The following is an 11,644-nucleotide window of genomic DNA, read 5'->3' as shown; positions in this document are numbered from 1 at the left end:
CCACCTTCAAATTTGCGTCTGATGGCTGAAAGAAGTTTGTCAGGTTGGTGCGTAGGGGTGTTATAGGAAAGCGTCATAGCGATTTCGGTTGAGCGAACTTCTTAAGCGGTTACCGAAAGCGCATTAAGGTTTCGTAGGGCGTAAAGCGGCCGTTCTCTGCAAGAGCAACACAACTGCGCTCCATTACATAAAGCAGACGCTCAATACGGTTTGACACCAATCAATCTTAATTTCTTAAGCGATTGATCTTTGCGTTTCGCCAAACGTCCAATGATTTGATATTCGCAGGGGAATTAGCTTGGCTTAGCCGACTAAGAAACTATCGCCGGACTTGTTGTGCCTCTAACAACTCGCTCCACCTCACAGCATATTCTAAAGAGCTTAGGATCGTCTGACGTAATGAAGTCGGTGAACCTCTCGCCGGCGAGTTTGCCGATGGTTTCTGCTGGAATGCGAATGGTTGTGAGCCCCGGCTCAACATCCGCTGATCCTTTGAAATCTCCGATGCCGATGATCGAAAGATCGTCTGGAACCTTCAACCCAAGGCTCTGGGCCGCAAACAATGCGCCCTGCGCAATGACGTCATTTCCGCAAAGCAGCGCCGTAGGACGAGAGTGCTTCGTCAAGAGGGTCAGGGCTGCTTGCTTGGCTTGCGACACACTATATGGGGCTTCGGACTCGTGCTCACTCGGAACGGAAATACCCATTTCGTTAAGCGCAGCATGCACAGCAGAAATCCGATGTTGCGCGCGGTCATTACCATTGGTTTGGGGAAAGATCAGCCCAATGTCACGGTGCCCCAGGGCCAGTAGATGTTCTGTCGCAAGACGTCCGGCCAGCCCGTTATCGGCCCCGACACACGGAAGGATGGAATCTTCCGAGTAATTCCAAATAGCGAGCGCGGGTATTTTCTGCTGTTCGATCAGTCGGGCGGTGGCTTCGGAATGCTCCAATCCAACTAGTGCCACACCGTCGACACGGTGCTCAAGAAACTTGCGGACCATTGCGTATTCCCGATCGAGGTCATAACCATGTGACGCCAGCAACAGGCTGAACCCGGCTTTGTCGATAGAATCCGAAAAGGCCTGAATGACCTCGGCAAAAATTGCGTGATTGATCGTGGGCACCACCAGACCGATGGTGCCGGAGCGTTTGCCATGCATCGTTTGTGCCGCCCGGTTTCGGATATACCCCAATCTCTGCACCGCTCGATTGATCTTTTTCCGAGTCGCAGGGCTGACCAAATCCGGGTGATTGAAGGTGCGGGAAACTGTGGACGGTGACACTTTTGCGGCCTTTGCAACCGCCACAATATCCACCTTACCCTTTTGAAAAATAGACATAATATCCCCACATTTAGTCGAATTTATGAAAACATTTGCAATACTATTTTCATCGCCTAACCTGATTTGTCAACAAAAGTAAAAACATGAACCGACGGGTTGGGAGGCCCTGAATGGAATTCATTTATTACTTCGGAGACGTATTCACGCCGCTGTCGTTTATGCTGCTGTTGGGTGGCACGATCGGGGGCCTGATCTTGGGTGCGACGCCGGGTTTGTCACCCACGATGGCGGTCGCACTGCTCATCCCGTTCACCTTTCAACTTGAAGCGGCGCAAGGGCTGATCCTGCTGGGTGCGGCCTATACGTCGACCGTCGCAGGTGGTGCCGTCAGTGCAATTTTGCTCAAGATCCCGGGTGCGCCGGCAAACATCGCAACAACATTGGACGGGCATACCATGGCCAAGCAAGGCCAGGGCGCACGGGCGCTGCAGCTGTCTTTCCTAGCCTCGGCCGTGGGAGGCATCTTTGGCGTGCTCCTGTTGATCTTCCTGACCCCCGTGCTGGCCCAATGGGCGCTGGCATTCGGTCCTTCGCACTTGTTCTGGCTGGCCATTCTGGGTGTGACGGTGATCGGGACGTTGGATTCCGCCTCGGTGGTGAAAGGTCTGCTTTCGGGCTGCATCGGGTTGTGGCTGGCCACCATCGGCTTTGATGACATCATGGGGGCGCAACGTTTCATCTTTCACCCGGCTTTGGGTGGCGGCATCAATATCATCGCCGCATTGATTGGCCTGTTCGCTATCCCGCAGGTGCTGACGATGCTCGCCAAAGGTCGTCACAAAACCGGTGCTGAAGTCATCGAAGTACAACGGCACTCAATCCTAGAAGCATTCCGAGAGCTTTTCAGCCGTACTCGAGCTTTGAGTATAGGTACGCTGACAGGTTCGATTATCGGCCTGATCCCTGGTGTCGGTGGGCAGATTGCGGGGCTCGTCGCTTATGACCAGACCAAGAAGTTCTCGTCCGAAAAAGACAAGTTCGGCACTGGTCATTCCGAAGGTGTGATCGCTGCGGAATCCGCCAATAACGCGATGGTTGGCCCGTCACTAGTGCCGCTGCTGACACTATCGATTCCAGGTAGCCCAACCGCCGCCGTCCTACTGGGCGGATTGCTGATCCACGGGATTTTCCCTGGCTCAGATCTGTTCGACAACCATCCTGATGTGGCCTGGACTTTCATTAACTCGATGCTGATCGGGCAAGTTTTGATGTGCATCTTCGGCCTCTATGTGGCCGGTCTTGCCGCCCGTGTCGCACAGGTCCCGCAATCGGTTATGGCGGCCATTGTTCTGTCGCTGTCGGTCTTCGGTGCTTACTCGGTGCAGGGCTCAATGGGTGATGTGTACGTCATGGCCTGCCTCGGCATCGGTATGTTCTTCTTGGAGCGATTTGGCTTCTCTGCCGCACCGCTGGTTCTGGGACTGATCCTTGGACCCATCGCCGAGGCCAACTTTATTCAAGGCGGCATGATCGCGGACGCGACCGTAGGTAAGGCGTCGTATTTCCTGACCGGTGGATTGAACCTGTTCCTGATCGCAGTGGTGCTGGCCTCAATCGCCTACTCAGTCTGGATGGAACTGCGCAGCCGCCGCTACACCACCAAAGAGGAGGCGCAGGCATGAACCGCTCGCAACACATATTCGGGTCGGGTCTGGTTTTCGCAGTGGGTCTTTGGGTGACCTGGGTCAGCTATACCCAGCAACCAGCCGAGGCCTTCCTGTTCCCGCGTCTAATTGCATCAGTTTTCGTGGTTCTGGCCGGGTGGACGTTTGGCAAAGCGGTGATGGGTTTGTCCAAGGTCGGGAACGGTGTGACTCGCACGATGTTCCTGAACATGCTGCCGGGTTTGATCATTGCACTGATCTACGTTTTCTGGGCGGCCAAGTCGCTTGGCTTCTACACCGCGACGGCCATCGCGTTTTTCGTTCTGCTGTCGATCTACGATCCAGCGCCACATTCCGAAGCCAAAACCTGGGTTAAGCGCGGCATTATCACCGCGATCTTTGTGGCGGTGATGTACGGGCTCTTTGCCATGCTTCTGAACGTCTACACACCAAAGGAAATTCTGTTCTGACCGCAAAGTTTGCGGATGAACCAAATTAGGGAGGAAACGCAAATGAAACGAATGATTGCAGGGGCCGCATTGGTCCTCATGGGCCTGACAGGCGCAGCGGTGGCCGAGGAATATCCCGAACGGCCGATCATGATGATGGTCAGTTACGGCGCGGGAGGCGCGACCGACTTTCAAGCGCGCATTGTCACCATGACGTCCGGAAACGAAGATGCGCTGGGTATGCCCATTGCCATTATCAACAAACCCGGGGCGGGGGGGCGCGTGGGCTGGAATTGGTTTGCCACTCAGGCTGACCCGGATGGCTACACGCTCGCGGCCTACAACGTTCCACATTTTATCGCTCAGTCGATCAAGGGTGGTGTGGAGTATTCGACCGACAGCTTTGAACCCATCGCGAACTGGGGTGCCGACCCGGCTGTATTCGTCGTTGGCGCGGACAGTGAGTTTAACTCGATGGAAGATGTTGTCACCTTTGCCAAGGAAAACCCTGGCAAGCTGACCGTTTCCGGTGCGGGTCTATTTGTAGGCCACCATATTGCCGCCTTGCAGATCGACAAGGCCGCTGGAACCAAGATGGCTTACATCCCGACCAAAGGCGGTGGGGCCGCGGCGATGAAAGCGGTGATCGCCAGTGAGGTCATGGGCGGTATCAACAACCTGTCGGATGCATTCCGCGCGCAAGAGGCGGGCAACGTCAAAATACTGGGCGTTGCTGATCTAGAGCGTAACGCCTTCCTGCCCGACGTGCCGACGATGATGGAACAGGGTTTGGACGTCGACAATTCGTCGGTCAATTTCCGAGGCGTGATGGTACCCAAAGGCACGCCGCCCGAGGTTATCGACAAACTCTCAGCAACAGTGCCCGAGATGTTCGCCAATTCCCGTGTCGCGAAGAAAATGGAAGCTGGCGGTTCACCCATGCACATCATGTCACGTGATGAAGTGATCGAGATGTGGGCTCAGCGTCAGCAGACACTGAACGAATTGCTGGCCGGTCTCTAAGACTGACGCACACAGCGGGGCGGAGTAGGTCCGCCCCGAACAACATATCGAGGACAAATATGAACGCTCAGGACGGGATTTCACCCGAAATAGCCGAAGTAGATCGTATTGTGGCTCAAGCGCGCAAGGCACAGGAAGATTTCGAAGCTAATGGCAGTCAGGCACTTTACGACAAAGCGGCGCTGGCAGCGGGATGGGCCATCATGGAACCAACGCGCAATCGGATGCTGGCCGAGACTGCCGTTGAAACCACTGGTCTGGGCAATGTGCCGGATAAGATCACCAAGAACCACCGAAAAACACTTGGCTTGTTACGCGATATCGCCGACGTGAAAACCCACGGCGTCATTAGTGACGATCCGAAGGCAGGTATTACCGAAATTGCGCGTCCTATCGGCGTGATTGGCGCGGTTGTGCCGTCGACCAACCCTGCCGCAACGCCCGCGAACAACATCATCAACGCGCTGAAAGGCGGTAACTCCATCGTGGTGGCACCCTCACCCAAAGGCGTGGCGTCCTGTGAAATGTTAATTGACTACATCCACTCAGAATTCGACAAGCTGGGGTTGGACCGCAACTTGGTTCAGATGATCCCCGCGCCCGGGTCCAAGGCCAAAACGCAACAGTTGATGGAAACTGTTGATCGGGTGATCTGTACCGGCAGCCAGAACAATGTTCACCGCGCGCAATCCTGTGGTACGCCGGCCGTGGCTGTTGGCGCTGGCAATGTGACAGTGATTGTGGACGAGACTGCTGATTTGCAGGCAGCCGCAGCCAAAATCACGGCTTCAAAATGTTTCGACAACGCGACGTCTTGCTCTTCTGAGAACGCGCTGGTCGTTGTGGATGCGGTCTATGACGCGTTTGTGGCTGCGATGGCTGCCGAGGGGGGTGCCTTGGTGCCGTCCTCTGAGGCAAACGACATCGTGGCGCGACTTTGGCCTGATGGTCATCTCAACCGCTCGGCCATTGCGCAGGACGCTGACAAAATGCTCGAAGCCTTGGGGGTGGTAGGTAAAGTACCCGAGAGCACTAAGTTTCTGGCAGTCGAAACTGACGGGATTGGCCCGGATCATCCTTTGTCTGGGGAAAAACTTAGCCGGGTATTGGCACTTTACCGAGCCGCAGATTTTGAGGAAGCCAAGGCAGTTGCCGCTCGCATTTTGGCATATCAGGGCGCCGGACATTCGATTGGTATCCATACCGATGACGACACGCGCGCGGTTGGGCTGGGGCGTGACCTTCCCACCTGTCGGGTCATCGTGAACCAAGCGCATACCTTTGCCACTGGCGGGAGCTTCACGAATGGAATGCCCTTTTCGCTTTCGATGGGCTGCGGCAGCTGGGGTGGGAATTCCATCGACACCAACCTGCATTGGCGGCATTTCGTCCAGACCACCAAAATTGTGCGTGAAACACCGCCGAGAGAACCAGAGCTTGAGGAGATTTTTGGCGCTTACTGGTCGGAGGTTGGGCAATGATGGAACCGCCCAAAGGAACCGTTCGCGACTGGTTAGATTACAGGGCAAGCCAGGGAGAAACCGGTTTTGTTTTCCCGGACGGCGCACAGGACCTGAGCTGGGGAGAGCTGCGCGAGGCGGCCCGCCGCATCGCGGTCCTTTTAACCGAATTGGGTGTGGCAAAAGGCGAAAGTGTTGCGATCCTCTATCCCAATTGCCGTGAAGCGCTGGAGGTCCTTTTCGGTGTTCTGTACGGCGGCTTTCGGGCAACGATGATTAACCTAGTTGCTGGCGATAGCGCCGTAGCTTATGCACTGGAACATAGCGGTGCAGGCTTTGCCTTTGTGCATCCCAAACAACTGGAATTGTTCGAGCGAACAGCCGATCCCGCCAGGATCACTCGGCTACAAGTTGCAGATGCCATAGATACTGGCAACAACCTGCACAGTATCTCGTGCGATAGTCATGCGCTGTTGATGTACACCTCTGGAACGACCGGGCGTCCAAAGGGTGTGGTTCACACGCATTCCAGCCTGTTGGCGGGCGGTTGGACTACCACAGTTGCTCATGAGTTGACCGAGGCCGATCGCGGGTTCTGCGTATTGCCGATCTACCATATCAACGGGCTTTGCGTGACAGTCATGGGAACGCTTGTCTCAGGCGGATCTTTGGCCATGTGCGAACGATTTTCGGCCAGTCGGTTCTGGGACAATCTTGGTAAGGTCGAGGCGACCTGGTTTTCGGTCGTACCAACCATCATTTCCCACTTGTTGCATTCGGACACCAAGCCCGACGTTCAAACTCGTCAGCGGGTACGTTTTGGTCGTTCTGCATCCTCTGCGCTGGCGCCAGACGTACAGCGGGCTTTTGAAGGCCGTTTCGAAATCCCCATCGTGGAAACTATGGGTCTCACGGAAACAGCCGCGCAAATTCTGTCCAACCCTTTGCCGCCAGCCGTTCGCAAAATCGGCTCTCCCGGCATCCCATACGGGAACGAGGCGGCAATCGTTGATGCTGATCTGCGACCTGTTCCACACGGAATGGAAGGTGAATTGGTCATTCGCGGACCAAATGTGATGCTGGAATACCTCAACGACCCCAACGCAACCAAAGGCACCTTTAGCTCTGATGGATGGTTACGAACTGGTGATCTCGCCCGCATGGACAAGGATGGTTACGTTTTTGTCACCGGCCGGCTCAAGGAACTGATCATCAAGGGTGGCGAAAACATTGCGCCGCGCGAGATTGACGAAGCGCTGTACTCTCACCCCGATGTCGTTGAAGCTGCAGCTTTTGCACGTCCTTGCAAAAGCTACGGCGAAACCGTCGAGGCAGCGGTCAAAATTCGTGAAGGTTCTAAGGTGACGGCGCTGGTCCTATCGAAACTTTGCGAAACTCAATTGGGTCGCTTCAAATCACCCGATGAAGTTCATATCTTGCCTGATCTTCCAAAAGGGCCATCGGGGAAAATTCAAAGAAACAGAATACTCGAGATCGTAAACGCGAATGCCGGTGAATCGAAGATGTAAGTGTTTGTTTAGCTGCTTGTATGACAGCCCAATGTCCGCGCACTGCGAGATCGGCTGGGAAGTCGACCGTCCGCTTTGGGCCGTCTTCGATGATCTGTCAGGTCGTGCGCCCGTAAATGCTGTATCCGCTCCAACAGCGGCAATGAGCCCGAAGCATCGGATGCTGCACGATACATCAGTGTCGGCTTTCGTTGTATTGTATTGGGGCCTAGGCTAAGTTCCGGGCGTGAAGCTTACTCGAACCATAACTACAGTGCTGCTTGTTGTTCTGTTGGTCCTGATGACAGGGCTCGGTGACCGTGCGCATGCCATGCTGGAGAACTGCAATTGTTGGCATTGCGATCACAACCAGCAGACGTCTGTAGAAGAACACCACGCTGACCATGCTTCAATCGCGCCAAGCGAAGGCTCCCAGCATGATCCAGGAAGTGCAGCGAGCGGAGGATGCAATCCGTTCCTTTGTAATGCGGTTACGCTCACGGCGCAGGATTCTCAAACGACACCAAACCGATCCGTGCTTGTGAAGGTATGGCAGGCAACAAGCCTCTCGACGCTCAAGGAACCGGACAACCCGGACAGGCCACCTAACACCTGAAACAGATTTCCGACGTTGTTCACCGAGAGTGAGCACGTTCCGGTGTGCTGCAAACTATTTGCAGCCCCACTCTGTTAGATAAGGTTAGGACCAGTACATGAAACGAAAATATCTCCTGATCGGCGCATGCGCCGTGGTAGCCGTCGCTGCCTATATCACTCAGCGTCCAGCCCCAGTTGGGGAGGCTGAGCAGTCGGCACCTATCGAGGGCAATGCTATGGTGGCAATTCAGATGCCGCCTATCGAAGGGAATGCGGCCCTTGGGCAACGTATATTCGAAACCGCGTGCGCCGCCTGCCACGGAAGCAACGCGGTCGGAGTTGAAGGTGCAGGGCCGCCTCTGATCCATGTTATCTACGAACCCAGCCATCATGCAGACGAGTCCTTTCAACGCGCGGTCGCGATGGGCGTCAGAAGCCACCACTGGCAGTTTGGCGACATGCCTCCGGTTGAAGGCTTGACCCGTGGCGACGTGGCTATGGTCATCGACTACATCCGCGAAGTCCAGCGCGCCAATGGAATAAACTGAGGAACCTCGCAATGAATAAACTCATCACAATTGCATTGATTTCCATGCTTGCCACAAACGCTTTTGCCCATTCGAGCTTGGACGCCACCACACCCGAAAACGGCGCGACAGTTGCCGAAGTACCCTCTGAGATCAGCTTTAGTTTCACGGATGATATTCGACTGACCAAAGTCAACATGATCCATCAGGAGGCGCATACCGTCACGCTCGACCTAGGAGATCAGACAAGTTTTGGCCGCGGGTTCGCGCTCCCGCTCCAAGGGATGGGTGAAGGCACTTATCGCATTGAATGGCGGGGTTTGGGGGCAGACGGGCACGCCATGCAGGGTGAATTCACATTCACAGTGGACTGACCATGCCCGATATCTGGGGAATAGGCGCGATTTTGTCCAAGCTGATGCTCTATGTCGGTATTGGCGGTGCGACTGGTCTTTTGATCATTCGGGCCGTTTTTGCCGACCTTGTGTCACCTCTCAGCGATACGATGCGCGTGCAAGTTGTGCTGTTAGCGGGGCTCGCGCTTGCGGGCTCTGTCCTTGGGTTCATGCTGCGCGGTGCCAGCCTGACAGGCGGAGCCGATGGTATGACCGATCCGGAAATGCTCGGTCTGTTGTGGCAGACCCCGGTTGGCGACGTTCTGGTCTATCGGCTTGCCGGGACGGTTTTAATAATTGTCGGGGTATTCATGCCCCTAATCGGCCAATGGATCGCGCTTGTCGGTGGAATGATCGCCCTGTGGTCATTCGCCCAGATCGGGCACGTCCCCGAGTTGGAGATAACCGGCGTCCGTGTGCTATTGCTCCTGCACCTTCTGGGAGTCGCGTTTTGGATTGGCATACTTGGACCGTTGCGCGCCCTGTCGCAACGGCCAGAATATCTGAACAACGCGGCCATGTTGGGGCATCAGTTTGGTCAGGCGGCTTCGGTTATTGTCCCTGCGTTGATATTGGCGGGACTGCTGCTGGCTTGGATGTTGCTTGGCGATATGTGGGCGTTAATGACAACGGGCTATGGCCAAAACCTGTTAATCAAACTCGCGCTCGTGGGCGCGGTCATGACGTTGGCAGCCGCAAACAAACTGCGCTTCGTTCCAGCCATGTTGTCCGGGGATGACAATGCCGCCCGCCACTTAGCGCGCTCCATTGGGATCGAAGCTGTAATCATTCTGGGGATCCTTGCAGCAACCGCGACGCTCACCAGTGTTATGACTCTACCGAATTGAGGTATCCCATGATCAAGCGGAACTATTTGATCGTCGCGTTTGTCAGCCTTGCAACGAGTGTAAGTGCTGGTCACGAAATGGACGACCGGGATTTACCCAACGGGCAGGCCCTCTACGCCGAACAATGCGCGTCTTGTCATGGTGCCAATCTCGAAGGACAGCCAGATTGGCAGACGCCTGACGACAACGGCATCCTTCCTGCGCCGCCTCATGACGAGACCGGACATACCTGGCACCACGATAACCAGCTTCTATTCGAATACACCCTGCTGGGCGGCGAAGCGGCGTTGGCCGTGCGCGGCGTCGACGGGTTTGCGAGTGGCATGCCCGGCTTTGGTGATACCCTCACCGATGACGATATTTGGGACATTCTGGCCTATATCCGCTCCACTTGGCCTGACGAAATTCAGCGATTACAGGCTGGCCGTAACCTTCCGCACGAGTAGAAGCTGGGCATTTAGCAAAGCTTATGGTTTTGCGAGGTCAGTTCAGCGAGCATTTGCCTTAGCCTGCTACGCCATCGTTACTTAGGTGCCCAACAGGTTTTGAAGCGCTAAAAACGGTTGGGTGCAATTAGCGAAGTCGCCCAGAGCGCAATCAGTAGGATCGCCTAGGTGACTAAGACCCAGAGCAACATGGCATGCAAGGACAGTGTCTTCATGCTCATTCTATGACTTGGCATGTTCTTCATTTTGTCATGGGACATACCGTTCACTTCTGAAGACACATGACCAATGCCTGGCGCCGGGCCAACTGCCCCGGGTAGGGTCATACATCCGTGTTTCAGGTGTTTGGCAACCAGCCAGAAATTGATCGGGAATGCAACAAAACCTCCCGCTATTCCCGCCAGACTCATACAAAACCAAAAGGTTGGAGAGAGCGGATTTTCCGATCCAGGCCAGGCCGCTGCCAACAGGACCATAGCCGGAATCATTCCCGTCATGACCATGTTCATCGACACGATCTCTGCGAAAAATGTCTTTCGAACCGCTTGCGAATAGCTGCCATACATCGAAAGCATCATCAGGGCTTGAAAGATGAAAAGCCCCGAGACGAAACCGAAGACGTATTCGACTGTGATGTCCCAACCATTCGGAAGTGCGAGGAAATAAACGAGTATTGCAGCGAGAAGGATCCCTGTGGCGTCGCCTGCCAAGCAGTGCATTTCGCTGTTTACGCCTTGTTTCCAAGTCGCGCGCGTAAAGCGCTCATGTCCGCCCGGAAACGGTCGACGGCAGGTGATCAGATAGAAAAATAGGCCGACGGGTCCCGTGTAGATCGTCACTAAAATCCAAGCCATGCGTTGAACCCAACTGGTCACGCCATTGCTTATTGAATCCCAAACGACGAATGCCACACTGGCACCAGTCAAAAAAACCACACAAGCATCGCACCATTGAGCACTCTGAACTCCCTGAATTGCAAACCCTTCTAATAGTACGAAGTATCGGCGCACATGTGATACCAGGCAAGTCAACACACATATCACGAGCTATGGGTATTAGGTCTTGTGCAGGTAGGCTGTTAGGCGGATTTGGTCGCTTGATTTGGATGGTTGAATGGTAGCCGATAACTGCTTGGATAATACTGCCGTATCACTGCTATTTTAGGAATTAGCAGCGGGATTGCGGCGCATATCAGAAATTTCAAAGCACAGTTACGAATAACCGTTTTGGGCTGCGACCAGCCAACTATGCTGACAGTAGTGAACGGCAACATTGAGCCCTAAGTTCAAATTTCTGCACCGTGCATCAATGCCGGAAGTGCAGAAGAAAGCTGTCGTTGAGTGTTCTATTCAAACCGCACCTTCTTCACTTTTTATGTTGTGCTTTTGCTCCCAAGGGGTGTCTCATACAAATTGTAATGTGATCATTGGATCTTAGCCGT

11 protein-coding genes are annotated in these 11,644 nt (G+C 54.7%); 9 read left to right on the top strand and 2 right to left on the bottom strand.

What is annotated here, in order from left to right:
• Positions 1–311: 311 nt before the first annotated feature.
• A complete protein-coding gene (locus AB1A64_RS21280; RefSeq protein WP_366554014.1) occupies positions 312–1,343 on the bottom strand; it encodes a LacI family DNA-binding transcriptional regulator in 1,032 nt (343 codons plus the stop codon).
• Positions 1,344–1,456: 113 nt separating this feature from the next.
• Here AB1A64_RS21280 and AB1A64_RS21275 point away from each other — a divergent pair, with 113 nt between their 5' ends.
• The 9 genes from AB1A64_RS21275 (at position 1,457) to AB1A64_RS21235 (ending at position 10,203) form a co-directional block, all read left to right on the top strand.
• Complete coding sequence (locus AB1A64_RS21275; protein ID WP_366554012.1) at positions 1,457–2,968, top strand: tripartite tricarboxylate transporter permease; 1,512 nt, start codon at positions 1,457–1,459, stop codon at positions 2,966–2,968.
• Entirely contained in the window at positions 2,965–3,420 is a 456-nt protein-coding gene (locus AB1A64_RS21270) for a tripartite tricarboxylate transporter TctB family protein (RefSeq protein ID WP_366554010.1), read from the top strand. Before AB1A64_RS21275 ends, AB1A64_RS21270 begins: the two co-directional genes overlap by 4 nt.
• 42 nt (positions 3,421–3,462) lie before the next feature.
• A complete protein-coding gene (locus AB1A64_RS21265) occupies positions 3,463–4,422 on the top strand; it encodes a tripartite tricarboxylate transporter substrate binding protein (RefSeq protein ID WP_366554008.1) in 960 nt (319 codons plus the stop codon).
• A 59-nt stretch (positions 4,423–4,481) separates the two neighbouring features.
• The gene (locus tag AB1A64_RS21260; RefSeq protein ID WP_366554006.1) at positions 4,482–5,903 is read left to right on the top strand and encodes an aldehyde dehydrogenase family protein; all 1,422 of its coding nucleotides are present in this window, start codon (positions 4,482–4,484) and stop codon (positions 5,901–5,903) included.
• Positions 5,900–7,411: an AMP-binding protein gene (locus tag AB1A64_RS21255; RefSeq protein ID WP_366554004.1), complete on the top strand. Its 1,512-nt coding sequence runs from the start codon at positions 5,900–5,902 to the stop codon at positions 7,409–7,411. Before AB1A64_RS21260 ends, AB1A64_RS21255 begins: the two co-directional genes overlap by 4 nt.
• A 692-nt stretch (positions 7,412–8,103) precedes the next feature.
• Positions 8,104–8,535 (top strand): cytochrome c, encoded by a 432-nt coding sequence (locus tag AB1A64_RS21250; RefSeq protein ID WP_366554002.1) that lies wholly within the window; start codon positions 8,104–8,106, stop codon positions 8,533–8,535.
• A gap of 11 nt (positions 8,536–8,546) precedes the next feature.
• Positions 8,547–8,888, top strand: coding sequence for a copper resistance CopC family protein (locus tag AB1A64_RS21245; protein ID WP_366554000.1), 342 nt, complete (start codon positions 8,547–8,549; stop codon positions 8,886–8,888).
• A gap of 2 nt (positions 8,889–8,890) precedes the next feature.
• Entirely contained in the window at positions 8,891–9,757 is an 867-nt protein-coding gene (locus AB1A64_RS21240) for a CopD family protein (protein WP_366553998.1), read from the top strand.
• Positions 9,758–9,834: 77 nt separating this feature from the next.
• Positions 9,835–10,203, top strand: a complete 369-nt coding sequence (locus tag AB1A64_RS21235; RefSeq protein WP_366554062.1) for a cytochrome c — start codon at positions 9,835–9,837, stop codon at positions 10,201–10,203.
• A gap of 164 nt (positions 10,204–10,367) precedes the next feature.
• On the opposite strand, the gene AB1A64_RS21230 is transcribed toward AB1A64_RS21235, so the two are convergent.
• Positions 10,368–11,057, bottom strand: a complete 690-nt coding sequence (locus AB1A64_RS21230) for a DUF4396 domain-containing protein (RefSeq protein WP_366553997.1) — start codon at positions 11,055–11,057, stop codon at positions 10,368–10,370.
• Between the last annotated feature and the right edge of the window lie 587 nt (positions 11,058–11,644).

It is taken from the genome of Ruegeria sp. ANG10 (assembly GCF_040705255.1).
In the GTDB taxonomy this organism is placed as follows: domain Bacteria; phylum Pseudomonadota; class Alphaproteobacteria; order Rhodobacterales; family Rhodobacteraceae; genus Ruegeria.
This window is presented reverse-complemented; position numbering and strand designations above follow the sequence as displayed.

Bases quoted from the DNA above. Each gene is read 5' to 3' on its own strand.
- AB1A64_RS21280 (WP_366554014.1), bottom strand. From the start codon at position 1,343: ATGTCTATTTTTCAAAAGGGTAAGGTGGATATTGTGGCGGTTGCAAAG.
- AB1A64_RS21275 (WP_366554012.1), top strand. From the start codon at position 1,457: ATGGAATTCATTTATTACTTCGGAGACGTATTCACGCCGCTGTCGTTT.
- AB1A64_RS21270 (WP_366554010.1), top strand. From the start codon at position 2,965: ATGAACCGCTCGCAACACATATTCGGGTCGGGTCTGGTTTTCGCAGTG.
- AB1A64_RS21265 (WP_366554008.1), top strand. From the start codon at position 3,463: ATGAAACGAATGATTGCAGGGGCCGCATTGGTCCTCATGGGCCTGACA.
- AB1A64_RS21260 (WP_366554006.1), top strand. From the start codon at position 4,482: ATGAACGCTCAGGACGGGATTTCACCCGAAATAGCCGAAGTAGATCGT.
- AB1A64_RS21255 (WP_366554004.1), top strand. From the start codon at position 5,900: ATGATGGAACCGCCCAAAGGAACCGTTCGCGACTGGTTAGATTACAGG.
- AB1A64_RS21250 (WP_366554002.1), top strand. From the start codon at position 8,104: ATGAAACGAAAATATCTCCTGATCGGCGCATGCGCCGTGGTAGCCGTC.
- AB1A64_RS21245 (WP_366554000.1), top strand. From the start codon at position 8,547: ATGAATAAACTCATCACAATTGCATTGATTTCCATGCTTGCCACAAAC.
- AB1A64_RS21240 (WP_366553998.1), top strand. From the start codon at position 8,891: ATGCCCGATATCTGGGGAATAGGCGCGATTTTGTCCAAGCTGATGCTC.
- AB1A64_RS21235 (WP_366554062.1), top strand. From the start codon at position 9,835: ATGGACGACCGGGATTTACCCAACGGGCAGGCCCTCTACGCCGAACAA.
- AB1A64_RS21230 (WP_366553997.1), bottom strand. From the start codon at position 11,057: ATGGCTTGGATTTTAGTGACGATCTACACGGGACCCGTCGGCCTATTT.